Annotated in this window: 22 protein-coding genes; 4 read left to right on the forward strand and 18 right to left on the reverse strand. The window is 64.3% G+C overall.

Annotation, left to right across the window (positions count from 1 at the left end; translation table 11 throughout):
• Position 1 precedes the first annotated feature (1 nt).
• Entirely contained in the window at positions 2-988 is a 987-nt protein-coding gene (miaA, locus tag QP140_RS01125; RefSeq protein ID WP_284757603.1) for a tRNA (adenosine(37)-N6)-dimethylallyltransferase MiaA, read from the reverse strand.
• 141 nt (positions 989-1,129) lie between these two features.
• Here miaA and QP140_RS01130 point away from each other — a divergent pair, with 141 nt between their 5' ends.
• Complete coding sequence (locus QP140_RS01130; protein ID WP_284757605.1) at positions 1,130-2,518, forward strand: DUF349 domain-containing protein; 1,389 nt, start codon at positions 1,130-1,132, stop codon at positions 2,516-2,518.
• Positions 2,519-2,574: 56 nt separating this feature from the next.
• On the opposite strand, the gene QP140_RS01135 is transcribed toward QP140_RS01130, so the two are convergent.
• From QP140_RS01135 to QP140_RS01155, 5 genes are all read right to left on the reverse strand, one after another.
• A complete protein-coding gene (locus tag QP140_RS01135; protein WP_284757606.1) occupies positions 2,575-3,339 on the reverse strand; it encodes an Rv2732c family membrane protein in 765 nt (254 codons plus the stop codon).
• Positions 3,332-4,885, reverse strand: a complete 1,554-nt coding sequence (gene miaB, locus QP140_RS01140; protein ID WP_442874964.1) for a tRNA (N6-isopentenyl adenosine(37)-C2)-methylthiotransferase MiaB — start codon at positions 4,883-4,885, stop codon at positions 3,332-3,334. Before miaB ends, QP140_RS01135 begins: the two co-directional genes overlap by 8 nt.
• An 81-nt stretch (positions 4,886-4,966) precedes the next feature.
• Entirely contained in the window at positions 4,967-5,608 is a 642-nt protein-coding gene (gene recX / locus QP140_RS01145; protein ID WP_070759022.1) for a recombination regulator RecX, read from the reverse strand.
• An 8-nt stretch (positions 5,609-5,616) separates the two neighbouring features.
• A complete protein-coding gene (gene recA / locus QP140_RS01150; RefSeq protein WP_070759023.1) occupies positions 5,617-6,732 on the reverse strand; it encodes a recombinase RecA in 1,116 nt (371 codons plus the stop codon).
• 411 nt (positions 6,733-7,143) lie between these two features.
• Positions 7,144-7,350 carry a DUF3046 domain-containing protein gene (locus QP140_RS01155; protein ID WP_070760753.1) on the reverse strand — a complete coding sequence of 69 codons (207 nt, stop codon included), beginning with the start codon at positions 7,348-7,350 and terminating at the stop codon, positions 7,144-7,146.
• A 43-nt stretch (positions 7,351-7,393) separates the two neighbouring features.
• Here QP140_RS01155 and QP140_RS01160 point away from each other — a divergent pair, with 43 nt between their 5' ends.
• The 3 genes from QP140_RS01160 to QP140_RS01170 are packed head-to-tail and all read left to right on the forward strand — an operon-like array spanning position 7,394 to position 9,371.
• The gene (locus QP140_RS01160) at positions 7,394-8,026 is read left to right on the forward strand and encodes a biotin transporter BioY (protein ID WP_442874965.1); all 633 of its coding nucleotides are present in this window, start codon (positions 7,394-7,396) and stop codon (positions 8,024-8,026) included.
• A gap of 14 nt (positions 8,027-8,040) precedes the next feature.
• Positions 8,041-8,748 carry an energy-coupling factor ABC transporter ATP-binding protein gene (locus QP140_RS01165; RefSeq protein ID WP_070759026.1) on the forward strand — a complete coding sequence of 236 codons (708 nt, stop codon included), beginning with the start codon at positions 8,041-8,043 and terminating at the stop codon, positions 8,746-8,748.
• Positions 8,736-9,371 carry an energy-coupling factor transporter transmembrane component T family protein gene (locus QP140_RS01170; protein ID WP_070760759.1) on the forward strand — a complete coding sequence of 212 codons (636 nt, stop codon included), beginning with the start codon at positions 8,736-8,738 and terminating at the stop codon, positions 9,369-9,371. The genes QP140_RS01165 and QP140_RS01170 overlap by 13 nt, the downstream gene beginning before the upstream one ends.
• 18 nt (positions 9,372-9,389) lie before the next feature.
• Here QP140_RS01170 and QP140_RS01175 read toward each other — a convergent pair whose 3' ends face one another.
• From QP140_RS01175 to rpsO, 12 genes are all read right to left on the reverse strand, one after another.
• Positions 9,390-10,256, reverse strand: a complete 867-nt coding sequence (locus tag QP140_RS01175; protein WP_070759028.1) for a PspA/IM30 family protein — start codon at positions 10,254-10,256, stop codon at positions 9,390-9,392.
• Between the two features lie 107 nt (positions 10,257-10,363).
• Positions 10,364-10,660 (reverse strand): helix-turn-helix domain-containing protein, encoded by a 297-nt coding sequence (locus QP140_RS01180; protein WP_442874974.1) that lies wholly within the window; start codon positions 10,658-10,660, stop codon positions 10,364-10,366.
• A gap of 166 nt (positions 10,661-10,826) precedes the next feature.
• The gene (locus QP140_RS01185) at positions 10,827-11,363 is read right to left on the reverse strand and encodes a CinA family protein (RefSeq protein ID WP_284757612.1); all 537 of its coding nucleotides are present in this window, start codon (positions 11,361-11,363) and stop codon (positions 10,827-10,829) included.
• Between the two features lie 21 nt (positions 11,364-11,384).
• Positions 11,385-11,999: a CDP-diacylglycerol--glycerol-3-phosphate 3-phosphatidyltransferase gene (gene pgsA / locus QP140_RS01190; RefSeq protein WP_070759031.1), complete on the reverse strand. Its 615-nt coding sequence runs from the start codon at positions 11,997-11,999 to the stop codon at positions 11,385-11,387.
• 10 nt (positions 12,000-12,009) lie between these two features.
• Complete coding sequence (locus tag QP140_RS01195) at positions 12,010-13,125, reverse strand: TerC family protein (RefSeq protein WP_284757614.1); 1,116 nt, start codon at positions 13,123-13,125, stop codon at positions 12,010-12,012.
• A 243-nt stretch (positions 13,126-13,368) separates the two neighbouring features.
• Entirely contained in the window at positions 13,369-16,647 is a 3,279-nt protein-coding gene (locus tag QP140_RS01200; RefSeq protein ID WP_284757741.1) for an FtsK/SpoIIIE family DNA translocase, read from the reverse strand.
• Between the two features lie 204 nt (positions 16,648-16,851).
• Entirely contained in the window at positions 16,852-19,071 is a 2,220-nt protein-coding gene (locus QP140_RS01205) for a ribonuclease J (protein WP_070760769.1), read from the reverse strand.
• Between the two features lie 9 nt (positions 19,072-19,080).
• Positions 19,081-19,983, reverse strand: a complete 903-nt coding sequence (gene dapA, locus QP140_RS01210; RefSeq protein ID WP_070759035.1) for a 4-hydroxy-tetrahydrodipicolinate synthase — start codon at positions 19,981-19,983, stop codon at positions 19,081-19,083.
• Between the two features lie 107 nt (positions 19,984-20,090).
• The gene (gene thyX / locus QP140_RS01215; RefSeq protein ID WP_070759036.1) at positions 20,091-20,855 is read right to left on the reverse strand and encodes an FAD-dependent thymidylate synthase; all 765 of its coding nucleotides are present in this window, start codon (positions 20,853-20,855) and stop codon (positions 20,091-20,093) included.
• Between the two features lie 19 nt (positions 20,856-20,874).
• Positions 20,875-21,621 carry a 4-hydroxy-tetrahydrodipicolinate reductase gene (dapB, locus tag QP140_RS01220; protein ID WP_284757618.1) on the reverse strand — a complete coding sequence of 249 codons (747 nt, stop codon included), beginning with the start codon at positions 21,619-21,621 and terminating at the stop codon, positions 20,875-20,877.
• 139 nt (positions 21,622-21,760) lie between these two features.
• The gene (locus QP140_RS01225; protein ID WP_187441024.1) at positions 21,761-24,034 is read right to left on the reverse strand and encodes a polyribonucleotide nucleotidyltransferase; all 2,274 of its coding nucleotides are present in this window, start codon (positions 24,032-24,034) and stop codon (positions 21,761-21,763) included.
• 210 nt (positions 24,035-24,244) lie between these two features.
• Positions 24,245-24,514 (reverse strand): 30S ribosomal protein S15, encoded by a 270-nt coding sequence (rpsO, locus tag QP140_RS01230; RefSeq protein WP_070759039.1) that lies wholly within the window; start codon positions 24,512-24,514, stop codon positions 24,245-24,247.
• Positions 24,515-24,599 lie beyond the last annotated feature (85 nt).

Below are 24,599 nucleotides of genomic sequence, written 5' to 3' on the forward strand. Positions count from 1 at the left end.
TCTAGGTGTTTCCCCGCAGCTCGTCGATGACCTGGTCGGCGAGCAGGCCAGGGTCGGCGAGAGTCGCATCCAACCAGTGGATCCGCGGGTCACGGCGGAACCAGCTGCGCTGGCGGCGGGCATAGCGACGGGTTCCCACGACCGTATCCTCCCGGGCCTGTTCCATGCTGCACTCCCCCGCCAGCGCGCTTAAGACCTGGGCGTAGCCAATCGCTTTGCCGGCCGTGGATTCCCGACTCAGCCCAGCTGCGGCCAGTCCCTCGACCTCCGCGACGAGACCAGCGGCAAACATACGATCGACGCGAGCCTCCAGCCGGGGGTTGAGCCAATTCCCCGGGGCGTTGAGCCCGAAGATCCTCGTCCCCCACCGGGTTGGGACGTTCTTCGGCGGTTGCGAGGCCGCGAAGGGTTTGCCCGTCAGCTCGATGACCTCCAAGGCGCGGACAATGCGGCGCGGGTCCTTTTGCTCAATGATGTCTGCCGCATCGGGATCCTTGGAACGCAACACCTCATGGAGCGCTTCCACCCCGATGCGATCCTGTTCGGCCATCCACTTCGCCCGCACCGCCGGGTCGGTCGGCGGGAACTGCCAGTCGTCGACCAGCGCCTGCAGGTACATCATCGAGCCGCCGACGATGATCGGACGGGCACCGCGGGCCTGGATCTGTTCCACCGTCTCCCCCGCCATCGCGCGGTACGCAGCCACGCTGGCCGTGTCATCGACGTCCAAACAGTCGAAGAGGTGGTGCGGGAATTCGGCGCGTTCAGCGCGGGATATCTTGGCGGTGCCGATATCCATGCCGCGGTACATCTGCATCGAATCGCCGTTGATAATCTCCACCGGCTGATCCAGTCTGCGCGCGAGTTCGAGGGAAAGCTCGGATTTACCGGAGCCCGTGGGCCCCACGATCAATAGTGGACGCAGGCTGTCCGCTGCGGTTACCCCGGCGGGTGCGGTGAGCTGCGAATCTGTTTGAGAGTTATCCATGGCTATCACCGCCAAATCTTAGTCTCCGGACGCCTTAAAGCCTCAGTTGGCCGCGGTCTTGGCCGGGGCATCTGCCATAATGAGTCCGCAACGAGTTTTTCCCCTCGCGGAGCCGGTGACTGACGTGCAAAGGAAGAAAGCATGACCGACAAGCAGCAGAGTTCCCAGCCCCAGACCGGGGCTGCCCGCCCGAAGCCGGGCCCACGCCCAGGCCCGGGTGCCATGCCCAAAAAGGTGAAGCCCACCCCGGGGATGAAGGCGCAAGCTCCTGTGTCAGTACACCCGGTCAGGTCCAATCCAGCGGACTTCGGGCGAGTCGACGCCGACGGTGCGGTGTGGCTGCGCCGCGAAGGCCATGAGGACCGCGTTGTCGGGCAGTGGCAGGCTGGGGCTCCCGAGGAGGGGCTCAAGCACTTCGGTGCGAAATTCGATGACCTCGCCACGCAGGTCGCCACGCTCGAAACGCGGCTGAGCACTCAGCCGGAGCAGGCGGCAGCGATCAAGGCCTCGGCCACCGAGCTCCTCGACGGACTGGATGATGCGGAGGTCGTGGGTGATCTCAATGCCCTGCAGACCAAGCTTGAGGCGTTGCTGCGGGACTGCGACAAGGCGCACCAGGACGTCGCGCAGGCCAAGGCGGAGCGCAAGGACCGGGCCCTCCGGGGTAAGAGGGCACTTGCCGAGGAGGCTGAGAAGCTGGGCGAAAGCTCGACCGAGTGGAAGGCAACGGGAGACCGTTTCCGCGCGATGGTCGACGAGTGGCGAGGATTCCGCGGCCTTGATAAGAAGACCGACGATGAGTTGTGGGAGCGTTTCTCCCGGGCTCGCGAGCAGTTCAATAAGCGCCGTGGAGCTCACTTCGCAGACCTCGATAAGCAGCGCGAGGTGGCACGCCGAAAGAAGGAAGAGCTCATCGTCGCCGCGGAGGAGCTCCAGCACTCCACCCGCTGGGCGGAGACGTCGGCAGCCTACCGCGATCTGATGGACCAGTGGAAGGCCGCCGGGCACGCCCCGCGCAACGTCGACGACGAGCTGTGGGAGCGCTTCCGCGCTGCGCGCGAGCCATTCTTCAACGCCCGCAAAGCGGATCAGGATGCCCGCGACGAAGAGTTCGAAGAGAATGCGACCAAGAAGCAGCAGCTGCTCGACGAATACTCCTCCCTGATCGACCCCAAGGCTCACCTCGAGAACGCCCAGCGCCTGCTGCGGGAGCTGCAGGAGAAGTGGGACGAGATCGGCTTCGTGCCGCGGGCTAAGATCCGCGAATTCGAGGACAAGATCGGGGCGATCGAAAAGCGCGTCACGGACGCGGTTGAGGAGAAGTGGCGCCAGACCGATCCGGAGCTGCAAGCTCGCGTCGACCAGTTCTTCGCCAAGGCGAAGGGTCTGCAGCAGCAGGCCAATGAGGCCAAGGAGGCTGCGAAGGATAAGCTGGCCGCTACGCTGCAGGAGCAGGCCGATCAGTGGCGGCAGTGGGCGGAGACCGCACAGGCCTCCACCAAGTCCGACTCCGAATCCGAGGAAAACTAAAAGAGGGGCTCGAAGCCCCCTAGCCCTAGCTCTTTGTCAAGAGCTAGGGCTTGTCTTTAGCCTTCTTGGCCACCGATATTCTTATCGCCGTCGGTTTTCCGGCGGCGCTGCTTAGCGCGAGCGCGGCGATCATCGACGATGTCCTCAAGATCCGCCTTAGGCCATTCCTCGACGCCCGTGCGTAGGCGCTGCTGGGCGGCCTGAGCCTCCGCAGAACGGTGCGCCTCCTCGCGACGGGCGGCCGCGAGCGCGCGCTGCAATGGATTACGGCGGAACAGGACCCACGTGATCATCACGAACAAGATCGTCATGCCGATCGCACCAATGACCAAGCCATAAGAAGGCGGGCCGGCCGGGTCGGTGACCGGGCGAGATTGACGCATCCAGATCGCGAACACGCTATACCACCAGCCCACGCCTGCGAAAGCCCAGTTGACCCACGCAACCAGCCAGGATCGCGAGACGATCGTTCCGATGGTCAGCATGACGCCGCCCAGGACGGCGAGGGTGGCGTACACCCGTTCCGGCATGGTGATTTGGAACTTCTGTGCGGTCGGCGAGTTGAAGAGCACATCGATGCCCAGCACGTCCCGGGAGTGCGGCAGGAAGAGGGAGACGAGCACCAACATGAGGCCGAGAGCCATGAACGGCAGCTGCTGGCGGTAGTCGACCATCTTCGCGGCCTTTTCCTCGGCGGCGGTGAGGTCGCCCCGGTAGGCGGCCAGCGGATCCTTGCCCTGCGTGTCCTCGGTGGCGCCGACTACGCCGGGCTTGCTTTCCTGCGGCGAATCGGCGGAATTCGCGTCGTTCTTTTTAGTCACAGCCACACCCTTCGTGGACGTTCTTGGGCGCCGCGGTTGCATCAGCCTGGGGCCTAATACCGATGGTTGGCACGCCGAGGCTCACCCCGATCGGCGCGGTGGTCGGGGTCTGGCCAGCACCCGACATGTCGCCGGCCTTGGTCAACCGGTGGTTGACGAGTGGGCCGTCCGCAATGAGGAAGAACGGACGGGCGTCGGTAATCGTGACTTCCACTATATCCCCAGGACGAACGTCCTCGCTTGGGGTGAAGTGCACGAGCCGACCGTCCCGAGCACGGCCCGACATGCGGTGGCGCTGGGCGTCCTTGCGGCCACCGGTCTCCTGGACCAGCAGTTCCTGGGTTGTTCCCACCAGCTCCTGGTTGTCCTCGGCCTGGATGCGCTCCTGCAGCGCGATGAGGCGCTCGTAGCGCTCCTGCACGACGGCCTTGGGGATCTGGTCTGGCATGCTAGCTGCCGGGGTGCCGGGGCGTGGCGAGTACTGGAAGGTAAATGCGCTGGAGAAACGCGCCTTCTCGACGACGTCGAGGGTCGCCTGGAAGTCCTCCTCCGTTTCGCCGGGGAATCCCACGATGATGTCGGTCGTGATGGCCGCGTGTGGAATGCGTTCGCGGACCTTGTCCAGGATCCCCAGGAATTTCTTCGAGCGGTAGGAGCGACGCATCTCCTTGAGGATGCGGTCGGAACCCGATTGTAGCGGCATGTGTAGCTGGGGGCAGACGTTGGGCGTCTCTGCCATCGCATCGATGACGTCGTCGGTGAATTCAGCAGGGTGAGGGCTGGTGAAGCGCAGCCTCTCGAGACCTTCGATCTCGCCGCAGGCGCGCAGCAGCTTGGCGAATGCGCCCCGATCTCGTTGCAGGTCCTCGTCGGCGAAGTTCACGCCGTAGGCGTTGACGTTCTGGCCCAGCAGGGTGACCTCCTGCACGCCCTGGTCCACCAGCGCCTGAACCTCAGCGAGGATCTCCCCCGGCCGGCGGTCCTGCTCCTTGCCTCGGAGAGAGGGCACGATGCAGAAGGTGCAGGTGTTATTGCAGCCCACGGAGACCGATACCCAACCCGAGTAAGCGGATTCCCGCTTTGCCGGGAGCACGGAGGGGAATTCCTCGAGGGAGTCGAGGATCTCAACCTCTGCCCGCTGGTTGTGGGCGGAACGCTCCAGCAGAGTGGGCAGCGAGCCGATATTGTGGGTGCCGAAGACGACGTCCACCCAGGGGGCGCGGTCGACCACCACGTCCTTGTCCTTCTGCGCCATGCAACCGCCAACGGCGATCTGCATGCCAGGATTGCGATCCTTCATGGGCTTGACCATGGCGAGCGTTCCGTAGAGCCGGTTATCCGCGTTCTCCCTCACCGCGCAGGTATTAAAGACGAGGACGTCTGGTTCCTCACCGTCCGCCGCAGGTTGGTAGCCCGAGTCCTCGAGGAGCCCGGAGAGGCGCTCGGAATCGTGAACGTTCATCTGGCAGCCGAAGGTGCGGACCTCGTAGGTGCGCTGTTCGGGCTGCTCAGATGCGGAAGTTTTCTTCTCCATAGCGTGAGTCACGTGTGCAGATCCTACCCCCAGGGCGGGGGCGAACACGAACTGTGTCACGTTCGCCACTGCCCCGCCCGCCGGCACCCCGCGCTAACTAGATTTGAGCTCGGCGAGCTGCTGATCCAACGCCTCACGGGCGTAGGCCAGGCTGGTGCCCGCGGGAAAACCGCGGCGGGCAGCGACCCCCACCACTCGCTTGAGGAATTTATTGTATTCCGCGCGGTCCGCAGGCACGGCCCGAATGCTCGCGGCCTTCTTGTCGATCAGTCCACGCATGATCGCGTCCTGATCCTCCTCGTCGACGAGCTCCACAGCAGCCTCGATGTGTTGCTCGGCGACCCCCTTATCCCGCAGTTCGCGGCGCAGCACAGCGACAGATTTCTTTTGATTCCTGCTTCTTTGCTCGACCCAGAGCCTCGCGAACTCGCCGTCATCGAGCATGCCGTTGCGCTGGCAGCGCTCGACGACTTCCCTGACGAGTTCCGGGGCATAGTCCTGCTTGAGTAGCCGCTCCTCGAGCTCCGCCACCGAGCGCGGGCGATGGTTGATGAGGCTTTGCGCCCGGTTGACAACCGGGGCGAGAGCCTCCTCCTTCTCCCGATCGACGAGCGGGCTACCGCTCCCCTGCGTCCAGGACGCGATTGCCCGCCGCAGCGCGGCAATCTTCTGTTCCCGGCTCTCCGGGGCACCCCCGGCTGTAGCCCAATGGTCGTCTGCGTTGCCTTCAGTCACAGCGGGGCCTAGTTCTCCGTCTCGACGTCTGGGTCATCGAAGTTCGGAACCACGTCGATGGGCTTATCCTCATCGGCGATGGGCTCGTCCTTCGCCTTGGCGTAGGGGCCAACCTTGAGCTCTTGCATGATGCGATCCTCTAGCTGTTCGGCCAGCTCGGGGTTGGACTTCAGGAACTCGCGGGCCTTTTCCTTGCCCTGGCCGAGCTGTTCGCCCTCATAGGTGAACCAGGACCCCGACTTCTTGATAATCCCGGCGTCCACGCCGAGGTCGAGGATCGAGCCCTCCCGAGAGATGCCCTCGCCATAGAGGATGTCGAACTCCGCGATCTTGAACGGTGGCGAAACCTTGTTCTTCACGATCTTCAACCGGGTGCGGTTACCCACCACGTCCTGGCCGTCCTTCAGTGCCTGGATGCGGCGGATGTCGCAGCGAACGGAGGCGTAGAACTTCAGGGCCTTACCACCGGTGGTGGTCTCCGGAGAGCCGAACATCACGCCGATCTTCTCACGCAGCTGGTTAATAAAGATCGCGGTGGTGCCGGTCTGGTACAGCGCGCTGGTCATCTTGCGCAGCGCCTGGCTCATGAGTCGAGCCTGGAGACCCACGTGAGAATCTCCCATTTCGCCGTCGATCTCCGCCTTGGGGGTCAGCGCCGCCACGGAGTCGATGACCACCACGTCGATCGCGCCAGAACGCACCAGCATGTCCGCAATCTCGAGGGCCTGCTCGCCCGTGTCCGGCTGGGAGACCAGCAACGCATCCGTATCCACGCCCAAAGCCTTGGCATACTCCGGGTCCAGCGCGTGCTCGGCGTCGATGAAGGCTGCAATGCCGCCGCCCTTCTGAGCTTCAGCAATGGCGTGCAGCGCGACGGTGGTCTTACCCGAGGATTCCGGCCCGTAAATCTCTACGACACGGCCACGCGGGAAGCCTCCGATACCCAGAGCAACATTGATGGCGATATTGCCCGACGGGATTGCGCTAATGGGTGGGCGATTGTCATCGCCCAGTCGCATGATCGCCCCCTTGCCGAAGTCCTTCTCGATCTGGGCCATTGCTAGATCGAGAGCCTTGGAGCGATCCTTCTGTGCCGCCGTGGTGGCCTTCTTCTTTGGTGCCATGACACCCTCCTCGTTTTCGCGTCTGTGTTTTCGTTCTTGTCTTAATCAGTTCAAGCCGACAACGTGGCGTCACCTCGCCCCGCGTCCGCGCGGCGAGGGCGAAAGCTATTGTCTTCCGCTTGGGGCTAGTTTTATCACCCGCACCGGACACCGACCTCGCCCACCTGCGCTCGCTGTGGGCAGCGATCGTGGTTATCCACAGGAACATGAGGTACTGGCACGTTGTTCGGATTTAGTTATAGGACACCGGGCAGACACGCACCGCGCCACCCACTACCTCGCCCCACATTACACGAACCTTTGTTCGATTTATTCGAACGGCGCGCCGCGATCTTTCGCGGGTTCTCCGCACCCCTTAATCCCCCGTTAAGCAACGCACATGAGCCAACAATCTTCCCCCCTCCCGAAGGCTCAGTCATCCTCCCCGAGCATCCGCTCTTCGGGAATGTCGAAGTCGCGGCAGAGCTCCCACCACACATTTCGTGGCTCTTCACCAGCCTCGATCGCCTCCTCGGCGGTCTTCCCCAGCCTGGACAACACGTGGCTTTCCACGATCCAGCCACCGTAGGTGGCGCCAAACTCACCCGCGATCAGCCGGTCAAACTCGGTTCTCCTCATGCTCGGACGCTAGCACAAAAATAGTTGAACAAAATGGGAAGCTTTGTTCAATGACTTGTTAATATGTCCAACGATGAAAACTCTCAATGTCCGCGATCTCGGCGCGATCGTCGCATTCGCCGCCCTGACCATCGCACTAGGCGCAGTAACCATTCCAGTCGGCTTCACCGGTGTGCCGATCGTCCTCCAGAACATGGGCGTGATCCTCACCGCCATGATCCTCGGCTGCCTCCGTGGCGGGCTATCCATCAGCCTGTTCGTCGGCGTCGGCCTCGTGGGCGTGCCGAACCTCGCTGGGTGGAGCCCGACGATTTCCGCGATTTCCGGCCCCAGCATCGGCTACATCGTGGGCTATATCTTCGCAGCCTTCATCGTTGGTGCAATCTCTCAAGCAATCCTCGGCCGCCGCAACCGCACTGATCAACCCGGACAGAGCTGGTCTTCCATCGTCGGGCTGACAATCGCGGGTGTGATCGGTATGGCCGTGATGTACCTTTTCGGTTCCGTCGGGCTGATGTTCCGGCTCGGCCTGGATTTCCCGGGCGCCCTGGTGTCCAACACTCCGTTCATCCTTCCCGACCTGATTAAGTGCGTCGCCGCGGCTGTCATCACCTTCGGTGTCTTCCGCGCGGTACCTCACCTGGTTCCGGCCGCGAACCTGCGCTCCCGCAACTAGATTTCCCTCCCCCCATGCCTCTCATCGAGTTCCGCGACCTTACCTTGCGGGGTATCGGCCGCTCCCCCGACGCCCCGCCCATTCTCGATTCGATCAGTCTCCGGCTCTCCGAACACCGCATCGGCATCATCGGCGCCAACGGCTCCGGGAAGTCTTCGCTGGTGCGGTGCATCAACGGGCTCAACATTCCCGACGAGGGTGAAGTCACCGTCGATGGACTCTCCACCGCCAAGCGCGCCGGGGAGATCCGCCGCCAGGTGGGCTTCCTGTTCTCCAACGCGGATAACCAGATCATCATGCCCACCGTTGCTGAGGACGTCGGGTTCTCCCTGCGCGGCAAGAAGCTGAACCGCCAGGAGAAGCGCGCCGCCGTGGCCGAGATTCTCGACCAGCTTGGGCTGGCGGGCAAGGAAGAGCAGTCACCCCACACCCTCTCCGGCGGAGAGAAGCAGCTCCTTGCGCTGGCGTCGATCCTCGTGATGAACCCACGTCTCATCATCGCCGATGAGCCGACCACGCTACTCGATCTGCGCAACCGCCAACGTATCGCCCGCACGCTGGCGTCATTGGAGCAGCAGCTGATCGTGGTGTCGCACGACCTGGAGCTCTTCGAAGGCTTCGATCGGGTCATTTGGATCGACGATGGTCGCATTCGGGCCGATAGTGCCGACGAAGATTCCGTCACCACTGTGCTCTCGGATTACCGGACGTGCATGCTGTGAGACTGCCCCGCATCAATACCGCGGCCCCGGTTCTGTACATCCCGACGGGCTCGGTCATTCATAGGCTTCCCGCCGGAGCGAAGCTCACTGGTCTCATTGCTTTTCTCGTGCTCGCCGCCATCTTCGCCAAGACTCTGGTGGCTGGCGCGGGCTGTGTGGTGGCCGCGGTTGTCGCTTACGCTCTGGCGAAGATCCCCTGGCGCACCGCGCTACGCCAGCTCATCCCGATTCTCATCATTCTGCTGGCTTTCGGCGCGCTGACGTGGTGGCGCAGCGGTCTGAACGAAGCCCTGGTGCGTTTCCTAGTGCTGTGGGCCTCGGTCTCCGTAGCCATCCTGTTGACGATGACCACCAAGGTCTCCGACCTCCAGCGCGCCGTGGAACGGGCACTCGCCCCGGCTGCCACCATCGGACTGCCGGTGGACAAGATCTCCCTGGCCATCAGCCTGACGATCCACATGATCCCCCTCCAGCTGCGCACCATCAACGAGGTCGTAGAAGCACAACAGGCCCGTGGCGGAAAGTTTTCCGCCCGGGCCTTGGGCATCCCCCTGGTGATCCGCACCCTGCTTCGCGGCCGGGAAGTCGGCGAGGCGCTGCAGGCGCGCGGGGTGGGCGACTAAGCGCCCACGAGGAAGGGTTTAGTTGCCTTCGCGCAGCTGACGCATGCGCTCGGCAACGGCGTCCGCATTCGGCTGCGCCTGCTGGTCGGCAGACTGTGCAGTGCCAGCCGACCCGGAAGTGCTGGCGTCGATGGACTTCTGAGCCGAACCGCTGATCTGCCCCTGCTCCTTGCGCATCTCCGAGCGGATCTGTTCCAAACGGGAGTGCCCCGCGAGCTGGGTGCTGGCTTGGTTGATGTCCGCCATGCGCCCCTGCACCGAGTTCTGGGCGAGTTCCGCCTGCCCCAGCGCACGTGCGTAGCGGCCCTCGATCTTCTCCCGCACCTGGTCGAGGTTCGGCGAGGAACCGGATACGGCCTGGTTCATCGACTGCAGGGATTCCGCGACCTTCTCCTGCATCTTCGCCTGCTCCAGCTGGCTGAGCAGCTTGGTGCGCTCGGCCACCTTCTGCTGCAGCTGCATGGCGTTGCGCTCAACTGCCTGCTTGGCCTGGTTGGCCTGCTGCAGCGACTGGTCGTGGAGGCCCTTGAGATCCTCTACGGACTGCTCCGCTGTCACCAACTGGGCGGCGAAGGCCTCAGCGGCGTTGTTGTACTCCGCAGCCTTGGCCGCGTCGCCATTGTTCTGTGCATCGTCCGCCAGCTTCAACGCCTGGCGAGTATTGTCCTGGAGCTTCTCCACCTCAGCCAGCTGGCGGTTGAGCTTCATCTCCAGCTGGCGCTGGTTACCGATGACCGCTGCTGCCTGCTGAGACAGCGCCTGGTGCTGGCGCTGAGCTTCCTGGATGGCCTGCTCGATCTGGATCTTCGGATCCGCATTCTCTTCAATCTTGGAGTCGAAGAGAGCCATGAGGTACTTCCACGCCTTAGTGAAGGGATTTGCCATGCGGCCTGCACTCCTTGGGGATAACTATCGACAAAATTTTTGCCCGCCCCGTGGGAGACGAGCCTCATCTGCGCTAATTTTAGCAGCATCCGCGCTGCCAATAGTGCTTAGTTCACGCGCGCCATCGACGAAGCCAGCTCTGCCGCTGCCGCGTCAAGGGTCATCATGGACGCCGCTTCGAGGATCGCCGAAGCAACGCTGATTCCCATAGCGTGGCACACGCTCGCGAGCAGCTCGGAGGAAACTTCCTTACGCCCCCGCTCCAGCTCCGAAAGATAACCGGGGCTGACGTTGGCGAGCTTAGCCAGCTCGCGGAGGGTGAATCCTGTCTGCAGACGCGTATCCCGCAGCGTCGCGCCGAGAGCTTCGCGCAGCAGCGGCTCGTCACTGGGTGCCATCGGCATGGAGGCATCCCAGTTCTGCTCCAATACGTGTTCCGCGCTGAAGTCATCCAGCTTGTCCGCCGAGTGGGCTCGCTGAGCGCTCCCGCGGGAAGTCTCTGGACTGCGCGAGGGGGAATCTAGCAGCAAAATATTTTCTACCATCATTACCTCTAACGATCCTGGCGGACTATTTGTTCCCGTCGCCGGCGATCCCGAGGATCATCTCCAGCGCACCATTCACAGCGAGCTGTCGGATCACGGCGCGTGGCTGGGTTCCGAGATCCAGGGTACGTACGGTCGTTCCCCCGGCTCCTGCGGGCGCTGACAACCCGATATGCACCTCGCCGACCGAATGGCCGTCCTGCCCATCCGGCCCCGCCACACCGGTCAGCCCGATGCCAATGCTCGCCCCGCAACGCTGCGCCGCACCCTTGGACAGCTGGACCGCCACCGCAGGGTCGACGGGGCCGCGCTTGCGCAGCAACTCCCGGTCCACCCCCGCCAGCGTGGCTTTGAGGTCTGTCGCGTACACCACCAGGCCACCGCGCAGCACATCTGAGGCCCCCGGAGTATCGGCGATGCATGCGGCGAGCATTCCCGCAGTGAGGGATTCAGCGGTGGCCAGTGTCCAGCCTCGTTCCCGGCAGGTGTCGATCACCTGGGCGGATAGCTCCGCCGCCTGCGCGCGGAGCGCTTCCAGCGAGTTTTTCCCAACCTGCTGCACGATCCTGCCCAGCCCTCTCGACTAGTTCTGTTTCCGGGAGTCCACCATGTACTGCAGTCCAGTCACCACGGTGACCGCGACAGCCACGGCCATGACCCCGTGCCCGATCCAGGCGACGGCACCTGCCAGCGGCATGATGTACAGCGCGACGGCAAGCGTCTGCAGCACGGTTTTGAGCTTCCCACCCTTGGATGCCGGGACCACCAGCCCGCGCCGGGCGAGAACCAGCCGCCACAGCGTGATGCCGAGTTCGCGGACGACGATGACCGCAGTGACCGTCCACCACAGTTCGCCCAGCAGGTTGAGGCTGATGAAGGCCGCAAGCATCAGCAGCTTGTCGGCGATCGGATCGGCAAGCTTTCCGAAGTCCGTGATCACCTCATACTTGCGCGCGAGGTACCCGTCCAGCTGGTCGGTCACCATCAGCAGCAAGAAGACGACAAGCGCCCACCAACGGTCCGCCCGAGCGGCGGCCTCGTCCGGCCACGCCCCTGTGCCCGCGATCGCCCACAGGAAGATGGGGATCAGCAGGATGCGAATGGTCGTGAGAACGTTCGGCACGTTAAAGCGACGCACAAAACGACCAAATGCGCTCAGCGTATCTGGTTGCGTGTTCCGCTCCACTGTTGTCTCCACGCTGGTAATTCTACCTACCTGCGGGATCTTTACCGAAACCGGCATCGCTTGCATGCGTAGGTGCTGGCTCCTCGGTCACCCCGGCCTGTTTCTGCTGGGCCTTCTTCCCCACCGTGAGGCTCAGCACCGTCGTAATGGCCAGCGTCAACACGATGAAGATCAAGGAGAACTCGACCGACACCTCCGGGACGGAAACGTTGCCGCCACCGTTGATGAACGGCAGGTTATTTTCGTGCAGCGCGTGCAGTACCAGCTTCACGCCGATGAAGGCGAGGATGATGGACAGCCCGTAGGAAAGGTAGACCAGCTTCTCCAGCAGCCCATTCAGCAGGAAGAACAGCTGTCGCAGCCCCATCAGAGCCAGTGCATTGGCGGTGAAGACGATGTAGGGCTCGCTGGTGATGCCGTAGATCGCGGGAATCGAATCCAGCGCGAAGAGCACATCGATGAAGCCGATGGCCAACAGCGCGACGAACAGCGGGGTCACCACGAGGCGCCCCTTGCCGGAAGACTTCTTCTTTCCTTCGACGTCACCGGTCGCACCGCCCTCCCGAACGAAGAGGCGGTCCGAATGAACCTTGTCCGTCACCGGCACTGCCTTGCGCAGGATCCGGATGATCTTCATGTCGTTGAGGTCGGTCTCCTCGGCGCCGGTGACCTCGTCGTAGGCCAGCTTCGCGGCGGTCCACAGCAGGAAGATGCCGAAGAGATAGAACACATCGGACCAGCGTGCGATCGCAGCCGCGCCGAGCCAGATGAAGATGCCGCGCAGGGCAAGTGCCATGAGGATGCCGGCGAGCAGTACCTTCTGCTGGTACTTCCGCGGAACCTTAAACGTGGTCAGGATCAGCGAGAAGATGAACAGGTTATCGACGCTGAGTGCCTTCTCGGTGATGTAGCCGGCGAAGAACTCCAGCCCGTGTTGGTGAGGATTGCCCGGCTCGCCCCAGGTGAACCACAGGAACACCCCGAAGACCATCGCCAGGCCGACGTAAAACGCCGACCAGAGTGCGGACTCCTTCAGCGTCGGCTCGTGCGGTGTGCGCACGTGCGCAAGAAAATCGAAAACAAAGAATCCGAGCACCACGACAATCGTGATGATCCAGGTTAAGGCGTTAACTTCCATTGGTCCCTCCGGCCCTTAAAGCGTGTTCAATGACCGGAGGTCTCCCCCGCCAGGCGTCAACGCGACCTGACCGGAGTGGCCGGGTGAGCGCCACGTCGGCAGGGTTGAGGCCTGCTCGCCGCCGCTCCGCCGTGTTGACGACCGACTCCGTGGATTGGGGTACTCCCCTCCATCGGGAGCAATGCTACACCAGCGAGCAGACAAGGTCCGCACCACCCGCCGGGGCGTCCCCGCAGGCGTGCCTTAGAAAGCCCCCGAGGGCGGGCTGGCGGGAATGACGCGCGTCTGAGTGTCGTCGTCGCCGTCGTTACCAGCCGAATCCTCGCCGGACGTCGTCGGCGGTGCCGCGTTCTCGGGGGCCTCCGCACCTTCGTCCTCGTCGAGCACGTCCTTCGGGGCATCCTCTGGGTCGGCGCCCTTGATCATCCAGATGATGGTCTCGAGCTCCTCCGGCTTGACCAGCACCTCACGTGCCTTCGAGCCCTCGGATGGCCCAACGACACCGCGGGTCTCCATCAGATCCATGAGGCGGCCGGCCTTGGCGAAACCGATGCGCAGCTTGCGCTGCAGCATGGACGTCGAACCGAACTGCGACGTCACGACCAGCTCGACTGCCTGGATGAGGTCCTCGAGGTCGTCGCCGATGTCGGCGTCGATGTTCTTTTTCGCCTCGGCGGACTTATCCTCGGTGACTCCCTCCGTGTAGTCCGGCTCAGCCTGCGCCTTAGCTGCCTCGACGACAGCGAAGATCTCCTCGTCGGTGACGAAGGCTCCCTGCATGCGAATGGGCCGCGGAGCACCCTGCGGGATGAACAGCCCGTCGCCCATGCCGATGAGCTTCTCGGCGCCTGCCTGGTCGAGGATCACGCGGGAGTCCGTCAATGAGCTCGTCGCGAAGGCCAGCCGCGACGGCACGTTCGTCTTGATCAGGCCCGTGACGACGTCCACGGACGGGCGTTGGGTCGCCAAAACCAGGTGGATGCCGGCGGCTCGCGCCTTCTGGGTGATGCGGACGATGGCGTCCTCAATCTCGCGCGGGGCGGTCATCATGAGGTCAGCGAGCTCGTCCACCACACAGACGATGTACGGGTACGGACGGTATTCGCGCTCCGAGCCCAACGGGGTGGTGATCTCCCCGGACTTGACCTTGCGGTTGAAGTCCTTGATGTGACGCACGCGGGTGGCCTTCATGTCCATGTACCGCTGCTCCATCTCCTCCACCAGCCAGGTCAGCGCGGCGGCTGCCTTCTTCGGCTGGGTGATAATCGGGGTGATGAGGTGCGGGATGCCCTCGTATGGAGTCAGCTCCACCATCTTCGGGTCGATGAGGATGAGGCGGACATCCTCTGGCGTGGCGCGGGTGAGCAGGGAGACCAGCATCGAGTTCACGAACGCGGACTTACCGGAGCCGGTGGAACCGGCAACCAGCAGGTGTGGCATCTTCTGCAAGGAGTGCCCCACGAAGTCGCCCTCGATGTTCTTGCCCAGGCCGATGAGCATCGGGTCCTGGTTGGCCACGACGTCCGAGGAGCCCAGCACGTCGCCGAGGCGAACCATCTCGCGGTCGGAGTTCGGCACCTCGATGCCGACGGCGGATTTACCCGGGATCGGGGTCAGCAGCCGGACGTTATCCGTGGCCACCGCGTAGGCGAGGTTGGACTGCAGATTCGTGATCTTGGAGACCTTCACGCCGGGGCCGAGCTCGATCTCGTAGCGGGTGACCGTCGGGCCTCGCTGGAAACCGGTGACGTGGGCGTCGACGTTGAATTCCTCGAAGACCTCCGTGATCGCGTCGATCATCCGGTCGTTGGCGTCGCTGCGTTCCTTCGCCGGCTCGCCCGGGATCAGCAGTTCGGTGGACGGCAGGACGTAGCTGCCCTCTGCCCCCTGCGGTGCGGCTGGGGACGAGGACGCCGCCGACGCGGTGGCGTCCCCGTTTTCGTTCTGCTCCTCGGTCTTACCCGCAGCCAGTGCGGCAGCGTCGATGCCGGAGCGAGCGACGATAGCCTGGCGCATGGCCTCGCGGGACTGGTTGACAGCCTTGTCTCCTGCCGCGCGCTCTTCGGCGTGGCTCCGCCCGGCAGCGGGCTCGGCCTGCGGAGATTCCTCGCGCGCCGCGGGGATCGCGGAACGCTGTTGGGCACGAGCGGGCTTGCGGCGTGGCGCGCCCTCCTCCGGGCTAGCGGCGACATCGAGCACCGCGGTCTCATCCGTATCGGAGACCAGTGGGAGTGGCTCATCGATATCATCCGGCACAGCTGGCTCGGGCTGCCGTGGCGCGGCGGCGCGCGGCGCCGGGGCACTGCGGCGGCGGGCTCGGCGGGCAGGCTGCGCGGGCTCCTCCTCCACCGGGTAGTTAGCCGCCGGGGACTTCTTCCGGCTGCGGGTTGGCAGGAAGTAGTCGTCTTGATCCACGGCCTCATCGAGGCGCTGGTCGATTTCGCCGTACGGATCGTCGTCGTACTCCTCCGAATCCCGGGAGAAGCGTTCACGCAGCGCGTCGAACGTGCCCTCGAGCCCCAGCCAGGAAACGGATCCGGCGAAGAACTCGGCGACCGTGCGGCCGGTGAGCTGCAGGGCACCGTAAATCATGATGAGGAACAGCAGCGGAACGGCAACGTAATTACTGAAGCCCACGGACATCGGCGTGCCGATGAACTGTCCGACGATGCCGCCCGCTCCAGCCTTATCCGCGGTGCTGGTCGGAAGACCAGCGAAGATGTGAATGATCCCCAGCAGGGATCCGGCGACAAGACCCACGCCGAGGCCGCGGCGCAGGTCAGAGCTCTGCGTCGTGCGAACTCCGAACATCAGGATCCAAGCAAGCCCCAGCAGGACGACCGGGACGATGTACGCCCCCACACCGATAGCCCAGGTCAGCGCGTAGGCGATGCCTTTGCCGACCGCGCCAGCAACGTTGAACCACAGGGTGGCGGCGAGAATGATCGCAACACCGCCGCTGACGAGCGCCGGGCCGTCAAAACCGCCGCCGATCTGGCGTGGCTCATCCGAGGAGAGCTCATCGCCGTCGAACTGCGTGTCCTCGACCGGCGCCATCTCCTTCGCCGCCTGCTTCTTGCGTCGGGGACGCCGCGGCTGGGTGCCGTCTTCGTGCTGCTGAGAGGCCAAACCTTCTACTTTCTTCTTCGACGTGCGGGCTTGTGGTCGGTGCCCGGCGAATTCGGCTGCGTCTGAGTCCTCGCTCTCATGCCGGGGACGCCGGAGCGCGCCACCGATTCCGCTGGCTACCGAGTCCGCGATCGTTTTGATGCTTCCGCCCACGGCACGGTAGGCACTGCCCGTCCTACCAAACTCCACGTCGGAGGCCGAACTACCCGATCGCGCGGTCTTGGCCGTCGACGCACCGGGGTCGACGGAGAGGTCCTCGTCGATCCCCATGCGTGGGGCACGGCGCCTCGCAGCTGGGCGAGAATCCCGCTGACCGGGGCGGGAGGGAGAGCGCCGGGAGTGGTTGCGGGAGGGCGACGTGCCGGGACGGTTTCTGACAGACATGTCCGCCATATTAGTCCCAGTAGTCACATGTTTAACACTTTCAACACGCCTCGCAGTGGGTTTCCTGGCGAGAATCCCGGTTATCCGGGCACAGAGCTCCCCTCCCCCACCGCCCCGCGGGGCGACATAAGGACGGGGACGAAAAAGGAAGACCGGGCCGTGGGTCACCGCGTGTGTCACGGCGAGCCCCGGCCCGGTCAGCCAGTTCAGTCGTTATTGAGCAGGCACGGACGGTGCGTCCTCCAGCTCCTCAACGATCTCGCTAGTCATCGGAACCACGGTCGGAACGATGAGCGGCTTGCGGTTCCACTTATCGGAGACGTGGCGGGCGAGACGACGACGCAGGGTCTGAGCCATGCGGTAAGGGTTATTCTCCCCCTCACCGGCCAGATCCATCATCACGTCGTCGGCGATCTCGCCGAGCTCCTTGAGCAGGTCCTTGGCATCCCCAGAGAAGCCCTTGGCCTGGATGTGCGGGGCCTCCAGCGGACGGCCGGTGCGGTTGTCGATCACCACGGATACGGCGATGAGGCCACCCTCGGCCATCGCGGTGCGGTCCTCGAGGGTATCCGCGTCCACGTCGCCCATGCGGGTGCCGTCGACGTACAGGTTGCCCACGGTGATCTGACCCACGACCTTCGCGTGCCCGTTGTGCAGGTCCACGACCACGCCGTTCTGGGCGAGCGGGACGTTCTTCGGGTCCACGCCGGTGGAGATAGCCAGATCGCGGTTGGCGCGCAGGTGGCGCCACTCGCCGTGCACCGGCATCGCATTGCGCGGGCGCGCTGCGTTGTAGAGGAACAGCAGCTCCCCTGCCAGGCCGTGACCAGAGGTATGGACGTTGGCGTCGCGGCTGGTGACCACCGTCGCGCCGATCTGCGACAGCATGTTGATCACGCCGAACACCGCCTCCTCGTTACCCGGGACGAGGGAGGAGGAGAGAATGATCAGGTCGCCGCTGCGGACGGTGATCTGGCGGTGCTCCCGGCGTGCCATGCGCGACAGCGCGGCCATCGGCTCGCCCTGAGTACCGGTGGTGATGAGAACCACCTTGTGCGGAGCCATGCGGGAGGCCTCGTCCATGGAGACGATGGTGCCGCGCGGGGCGTTCAGGTAGCCCATGCGCTCTGCGATCTCCATGTTGCGGATCATCGAGCGCCCGGTGAAGGCCACCTTCCGGTTCGCCGCGACCGCCGCGTTCACGGCGGACTGAATGCGGGCCACGTTGGAGGCAAAGGACGCCAGAATCACGCGCTGCTTCGCGGCGCGGATCAGTCGGTTCAGCGTCGGGGCGACGTCCGCCTCGGAACCGGAGAATCCCGGGGTTGCGGCGTTGGTCGAGTCGCAGAGCATGAGATCCACGCCCTCGTCGCCGAACCGGGACAGCGCCGGCAGGTCCGTCGGACGGCCGTCGATCGGGGTCTGATCGAGCTTGATGTCGCCGGTGTGGATCACCAGGCCGGCCGGGGTCTTCAGCGCGATGCCCAGGCAGTCCGGGATGGAGTGGTTGACGTTCCAGAAGCGCAGGTCAAACGGGCCGTAGCTCACGTGCGACTGGTCGTTGACCTCGACGATCTTCGGGCGCTGGCGGTGCTCCTGGGTCTTGGCCTGGATGAGCGCTGCGGTAAAGCGAGAGGCAACAATCGGGATGTCCGCGCGCTGCTTGAGCAGCCACGGGATCGCACCGATGTGGTCCTCGTGACCGTGGGTGATCACGAGAGCCTCGACGCGGTCCCACTTATCGTCCAGGTAGGAGAAGTCCGGGAGGATCAGGTCCACGCCCGGCTCGCCGCTGGATGGGAAGAGCACGCCACAGTCGATCAGCAGCAGGCGACCGTCGTACTCGAAGACGGTCATGTTGCGGCCGATCTCGGAGATACCGCCGAGGGCAACGATGCGCAGCCCACCCTTGGGCAGGGCCGGTGGCTCTGGGAGGCGCTTGGTCAGGTCTGCACCCTGCATGGCCTGCAGCGCACCGCGACGACGGTCGCCACCGCGGCCACGGCGGTTGTTGCCATTGCGGCCGCCGGACTTGGACTTGTTTCCGCCGCGACCGGAGTTGTTCTGGCCACCGCGGTTATCGCCGCCCTGCTTATCGCCGTTGTTGGAGCCCTTGGAACGGCCACGGCCACGGGAGCGGCGGTTGCGGGAACGGCTCCCGCCGTTCCCGCCGTTGTTATCGCCACCGTTGTCGCCGCCGGAGCGCTTGCCGCCCTTGCCGGAGCCCTCGCTGGCGCCGGAGTTCTGGGCTGCCTGCTGGCCGCCGTCGTTGAAGACGGTCGCGGCCTCAGCGTTACTCACGCGGTTCTTGTCGGCGCGTTCGCGCTGCTGCTCAGCGCTCGCGTTCCCCGCATCGGATTGTGCAGCAGTTTCCGCGCTCGGCGGAGCCGCCTTTCGGGTTACCTTGCGTCCCCGAGAACGATTTTCAGTCATATTATCCTTTTAAACCCCTGCGTCCTGCAGGTCTTGTTCCAGCTGATCCAGTTCGGCTGGGTCTACTTCCAAAATTGGTAGGCGCGGTGCACCAACGTCCTTGCCGCGCAGCTTCAGAGCCGCCTTCACCATCGTCACTCCCCCGAGGCGCCCCTGGGCCCGCTCCAGCGGGGCCAGGCTCGCCGCGATCTGCTGAGCGCCCGCCAGGTCGCCCTGGTCGTAGGCCTCACGCAGAGCCCGCAGCTTGTCTGCGGCCAGGTGCCCGATCACGGAGATGAAGCCCGTCGCACCGACCGAAAGGAACGGCAGGTTCAGCGGGTCATCGCCGGAGTACCAGGCCAGGTCCGTGTTCTGCAGCAGCTGCAGCGCCTCCGGAAGCTTGCCCTTGGCATCCTTGACGGCCTGAATATTCTCGTGCTCCGACAGCCGCTGGATGGTGTCCATCTCGATGGGGACGACCGACCGGGACGGAATGTCGTAGAGGCAAATCGGGAGATCGACGCTGTCCGCGACCGCAGTGAAGTGCTGAAACAGCCCCTCCTGGCTCGGTCGGGAGTAGTACGGGGTGACGACGAGCAGCGAATCTGCGCCGGCGTCCTGCGACAGCCGGGAGAGTTCGATGGTGCTCGCGGTGTTGTTCGTGCCAGTGCCAGCGATCAGCGTGACGCTATCGCCGAGTTCAGCGCGAACTGCCTTGAGTAGGTTGATCTTCTCCTCGTTGGTCGTGGTTGGAGATTCTCCGGTCGTACCAGCGAGAACGAGAGAATCGCAGCCTTTATCAACCAGGTGCCCGGCGAGCTCGACGCCCGCCTTCAGGTCGATAGTCCCGTCCTTGTGGAATGGCGTCACCATTGCCACAGAGACCGTTCCGAAGTGTTCAGCACCACGAATTGCTGCATTACCTGTACTCATAGGTGTAAAGATTACCTTTCTTCACCAGGTTTGTGGTTATTTGCCGCTCCCCGTGTCTCGTTTCGGGGAAAACGTTTTCCTGTTTCCGACGACTCCAGCACCGCGAACTAGATATCGCTGACGTAGGGACTTGTGGCGATCTGGGTCTTATCCCGCAGCTCGGTGATCGAGAAGTCTTCGAAAACCTCCGGGGCGATCGACTGGAGCTCAACGAGGCACGCAATCGCCACCCGGCGAATCTCCGGATCGGCGTGCTCGGTTGCCCGCATGGCGATGAAGTGTCGCCAGCTGCGGAAGTTACCGGACATGACGAAGCGGGTTTCCGCCGCGTTGGGCAGGACAGCACGTGCCGCCTGTCGGGCCTGTTTGGCGCGCAGCGCGGCATTCACCCTCGCGCTCGCTCCGTCATCGAGATTCTCGTTGAGGCTATCCAGGATTTCGGTATAGGCGCCGTGCGCGACGTCCGCCGCCTGGAGAAAGAGTCTCTCCAGGTCGGGGTTTTCCTGCACGCTGCGTGGCACAACCACCCGCGCCTCGTCATCCGGGACGTAGCGCTGGGAAAGCTGGCTGAAGGAGAACATTCGGTGCCGCATGACCTCGTGGGCACAGGAGCGAGACACGCCACGCAGGTACATCGTGGCGCTGGAGTGCTCCAGCACCGCCAGGTGGCCCACGTCCATGATGTGGCGGAGGTAGGCGGCATTCGTCGCGGTGTGCGGATTGGGCTTATCCCAGGTCTCGTAGCACGCGCGCCCAGCGAATTCGAGGAGAGCGGACGGGCCATCGGTATCCGTTTCCCAGTCGATATCCGGCGGCGCGTGGAATTGGGTGTGCCCGATGAGCTGGACGTCGAGTTCCACCGGTGTTGCCATAGCGTTCGTCGCCCGAGCCCTAGTCCAGACCCAGGAACTTCTCGAGGCCGATCGTCAGCCCAGGGTTCTCGGCGATCTTCTCCACGCCGATGACCACACCCGGTACGAAGGACTCGCGGTCGTAGGAGTCCTGGCGGATGGTCAGAGACTGCCCGCGGGTACCGAAAATGACCTCTTCGTGCGCCACCATGCCGGTCATGCGGACCGCGTGGACGGGCACCCCCTGGACGTCGCTGCCTCGTGCGCCGTCGAGGGACTGGGCGGTGGCGTCCGGCTGCTCCTCCAGCCCGGCCTCGCCGCGAGCTCGGGCGATCCCCTCGGCGGTGTGCACCGCGGTGCCGGAAGGAGCGTCAAGCTTATTCGGGTGGTGGAACTCGATGACCTCGGCGGATTCGAAGAATGGTGCGGCGATTTCGGCGAACTTCATCGTCAGCACCGCGGAGATGGCGAAGTTCGGGGCCACCAGCACACCGACCTTCGGGGCTTCCTGCAGCAGGCTGCGGACCGTCTCATAGCGTTCCTCGGTCCAGCCGGTGGTACCGACGACCGCGTGGATGCCGTTGCGGATGCAGAACTCCACGTTGCCCATCACGGAGTCCGGCTGGGTGAAGTCCACGACCACGTCGGTCTTGGTGTCCACGAGCTCCTGGAGGTCATCGCCGTGGTCCAGGGCGGCGGAGAGTTCCAGGTTCGGGTTCTGCTCCACCTCGGCGACGATGGTGGTGCCGACGCGCCCCTTGGCGCCAAGTACTCCTACGCGGATCATAACCTTTCCTTCCTGCCGAAGCGTGCTTGGCAATAGTGTCTGTGAAGCCCCGACCGGTGGCCGGGCGTTGCTGATATCAAGACTAATAAGACGAAGCGGGCACCGCGTGATGTGGTGCCCGCTTCAAGCGTTTAAGCGCTTAGTCCTCGTCGACCGGAACCAGGGAGATCTTGCCCCGGTTGTCGATATCGGCGATCTCGACCTGGATCTTGTCGCCGACGTTGAGCTCGTCCTCAACCTTCTCGATGCGACGGTCGCCGCCGATGTTCGAGATGTGCAGCAGGCCGTCGCGTCCCGGCAGCAGGGAGATGAAGGCACCGAAGGCGGTGGTCTTCACAACCGTGCCGAGGAAGCGGTCCCCGACCTTCGGCTGCTGCGGGTTGGCGATCGCGTTGATCTTTTCGATCGCAGCCTCGGCGGCCTCGCCACCCACGGCGGAGACGAACACGGTGCCGTCGTCCTCGATGGAGATGTTGGCGCCGGTCTCCTCCGTGATCTGGTTGATGGTCTTGCCCTTCGGCCCAATGACCTCACCGATCTTGTTCTGCGGGATGGAGATCTTCGTGATGCGTGGCGCCAGCTCGCTCATCTGGTCCGGCGTGTCGATGGCATCTTCCATCAGCTGCAGGATCTCGAGGCGGGCGCTGCGCGCCTGGCCGAGCGCGGAAGCTAGCACCTCGGAAGGTAGGCCGTCGAGCTTGGTGTCCAACTGCAGGGCGGTGACATACTCGGAGGTACCGGCGACCTTGAAGTCCATGTCGCCGAAGGCGTCCTCCGCACCGAGGATGTCGGTGAGGCTGACGAACTTCTCCTTGCCATCGACGAGGCCGGAGACCAGGCCCATCGCGATACCGGCCACCGGCGCCTTCAGCGGCACGCCGGCGTTGTACAGCGAGAGCGTGGACGCACACACGGAGCCCATGGAGGTCGAGCCGTTGGAGCCCAGAGCCTCGGAGACCTGGCGGATGGTGTACGGGAACTCCTCGCGGGACGGCAGCACCGGGGTCAGGGCGCGCTCCGCCAGGGCACCGTGGCCGATCTCGCGGCGCTTCGGGCTGCCCACGCGGCCGGTCTCGCCGGTGGAGTACGGCGGGAAGTTGTAGTGGTGGATGTAGCGCTTGGAAGTCTCCGGCCCCAGGGAGTCGATGGTCTGCTCCATCTTCAGGGTGTCCAGGGTGGTCACGCCGAGGATCTGGGTCTCGCCACGCTCGAAGAGGGCGGAGCCGTGGGCACGCGGCAGCAGCTGCACCACGATGCCCAAGTCGCGAATCGAGGTGTGGTCGCGGCCGTCGATGCGGAAGCCGTCCTCCAGGATGCGCTGGCGCACGATGGTGCGGGTCAGGTCATTGTGAGCCGCACGGATCTCAGATTCACGCTCCGGGAACTGCTCGATCAGCGCATCGACGGTCTCCTGCATGTTCTCTGCGAGGGACTCGTCGCGCTCCTGCTTATCGGCGATCGTCATGATCTGCGCGACGTCAGCATCGCACTCGGCCTCGACGGCAGAGTAGACATCCTCGTCGAACGGTGGGAAGAGCTCGAACTCGCGGGACTCGGTGTCCACCGCGTCACGCAGCGCGTCCTGAGCGGCGCAGAGGGTCGCGATGAACGGCTTAGCGGCCTCAATGCCCTCGGCCACCACTGCCTCGGTCGGTGCCGGAGCACCTTCGGCGATGCGCTCGACGACATTGTCGGTAGCCCCTGCCTCGACCATCATGACGGCGACATTCGGCTGGGACTTCTTGCCCCGGCCGCCCTTCGCCGGTTCGGTCACGCGACCGGCGACGACCAGCTCGAAGACGGACTGGGACACCTGCTCGCGCGTCGGGAAGGCCACCCACTGCCCCTCCGGGTGCTCCTCATCGACGACCAGCGCCATGCGCACGCCACCGACAGAGCTGGACACCGGCAGGCCGGAGAGCTGGGTGGATGCGGACGCGCCGTTGATGGCGAGGACGTCGTACATCTCGTTCGGGTCGATGGACATCACGGTGATGACGACCTGCACCTCGTTGCGCAGCCCCTTGACGAAGGTCGGACGCAGCGGGCGGTCGATGAGGCGGGCAGCGAGGATGGCGTCCGTACCCGGGCGACCCTCGCGACGGAAGAAGCTGCCCGGGATGCGGCCAGCGGAGTACATGCGCTCCTCGACGTCCACGGTCAGCGGGAAGAAGTCGATGCCCTCGCGCGGGGAACGGGAGGCCGTCGTCGTCGACAGCAGCATCGTGTCCTCGTCCAGGTACGCGGTGACGGCGCCGTCCGCCTGTCGAGCCAGCAGGCCGGTCTCGAGGCGGAGGGTGCGGGAACCAAAGTCGCCGTTGTCGATGGTTGCGGTTGCTTCCCAGATCCCTGCGTCCGGGTCGACCATCTCAACGGAGACGTTCTTAGGAAGATTATTTTTCTTGGAGCTCATAGCGTGTGTGCCACGGCCTTTCATCACAAGTAGCGCCCGTTGCAGTCTTCAGATCATCGGTGCCGAAGGGGCGCTTAGAAGTCGGTCAATATTTCACCGACGAGCCTAGCACGCGCGCAGCAAAAACCCCGCCCGCGTGTGACACGCAGACGGGGTCGGAAAGCTACTGAGAGCCTCGGGGGCGGAAACCACCTCCGGATGCGATCGCTCTTAGCGACGCAGGCCCAGGCGCTCGATCAGGGAGCGGTAGCGCTCGATGTCGGTGGAAGCCAGGTACTTCAGCAGACCCTTGCGGCGACCGACCAGCAGCAGCAGACCACGACGGGAGTGGTGATCGTGCTTGTGGTCCTTCAGGTGCTCGGTGAGCTGGGAGATGCGGGCGCTCAGCAGAGCAACCTGCGCCTCCGGGGAACCGGTGTCGGTCTCGTGCAGGCCGAACTCCTTAAGAGTTGCTGCCTTCTCGTCCTTGGACAGTGCCATGGATAACTCCTTGTTATTTCAGTCCGCGCTAAAGATTCTTAAAGACTGCCCGAAGGCAGTCCGCGCGACTACCGCGAACCGCAGT

The sequence above is a fragment of the Corynebacterium sp. UMB9976 genome, from assembly GCF_030212265.1.
Classification (GTDB): domain Bacteria; phylum Actinomycetota; class Actinomycetes; order Mycobacteriales; family Mycobacteriaceae; genus Corynebacterium.

What these genes read in the sequence shown, in the direction of transcription:
- miaA (WP_284757603.1), bottom strand. Translation starts at nt 988, where the DNA reads ATGGATAACTCTCAAACAGATTCGCAGCTCACCGCACCCGCCGGGGTA.
- QP140_RS01130 (WP_284757605.1), top strand. Translation starts at nt 1,130, where the DNA reads ATGACCGACAAGCAGCAGAGTTCCCAGCCCCAGACCGGGGCTGCCCGC.
- recA (WP_070759023.1), bottom strand. Translation starts at nt 6,732, where the DNA reads ATGGCACCAAAGAAGAAGGCCACCACGGCGGCACAGAAGGATCGCTCC.
- QP140_RS01155 (WP_070760753.1), bottom strand. Translation starts at nt 7,350, where the DNA reads ATGAGGAGAACCGAGTTTGACCGGCTGATCGCGGGTGAGTTTGGCGCC.
- QP140_RS01165 (WP_070759026.1), top strand. Translation starts at nt 8,041, where the DNA reads ATGCCTCTCATCGAGTTCCGCGACCTTACCTTGCGGGGTATCGGCCGC.
- QP140_RS01175 (WP_070759028.1), bottom strand. Translation starts at nt 10,256, where the DNA reads ATGGCAAATCCCTTCACTAAGGCGTGGAAGTACCTCATGGCTCTCTTC.
- QP140_RS01180 (WP_442874974.1), bottom strand. Translation starts at nt 10,660, where the DNA reads ATGCCGATGGCACCCAGTGACGAGCCGCTGCTGCGCGAAGCTCTCGGC.
- QP140_RS01195 (WP_284757614.1), bottom strand. Translation starts at nt 13,125, where the DNA reads ATGGAAGTTAACGCCTTAACCTGGATCATCACGATTGTCGTGGTGCTC.
- QP140_RS01200 (WP_284757741.1), bottom strand. Translation starts at nt 16,647, where the DNA reads ATGGCGGACATGTCTGTCAGAAACCGTCCCGGCACGTCGCCCTCCCGC.
- QP140_RS01205 (WP_070760769.1), bottom strand. Translation starts at nt 19,071, where the DNA reads ATGACTGAAAATCGTTCTCGGGGACGCAAGGTAACCCGAAAGGCGGCT.
- dapA (WP_070759035.1), bottom strand. Translation starts at nt 19,983, where the DNA reads ATGAGTACAGGTAATGCAGCAATTCGTGGTGCTGAACACTTCGGAACG.
- thyX (WP_070759036.1), bottom strand. Translation starts at nt 20,855, where the DNA reads ATGGCAACACCGGTGGAACTCGACGTCCAGCTCATCGGGCACACCCAA.
- dapB (WP_284757618.1), bottom strand. Translation starts at nt 21,621, where the DNA reads ATGATCCGCGTAGGAGTACTTGGCGCCAAGGGGCGCGTCGGCACCACC.
- QP140_RS01225 (WP_187441024.1), bottom strand. Translation starts at nt 24,034, where the DNA reads ATGAGCTCCAAGAAAAATAATCTTCCTAAGAACGTCTCCGTTGAGATG.
- rpsO (WP_070759039.1), bottom strand. Translation starts at nt 24,514, where the DNA reads ATGGCACTGTCCAAGGACGAGAAGGCAGCAACTCTTAAGGAGTTCGGC.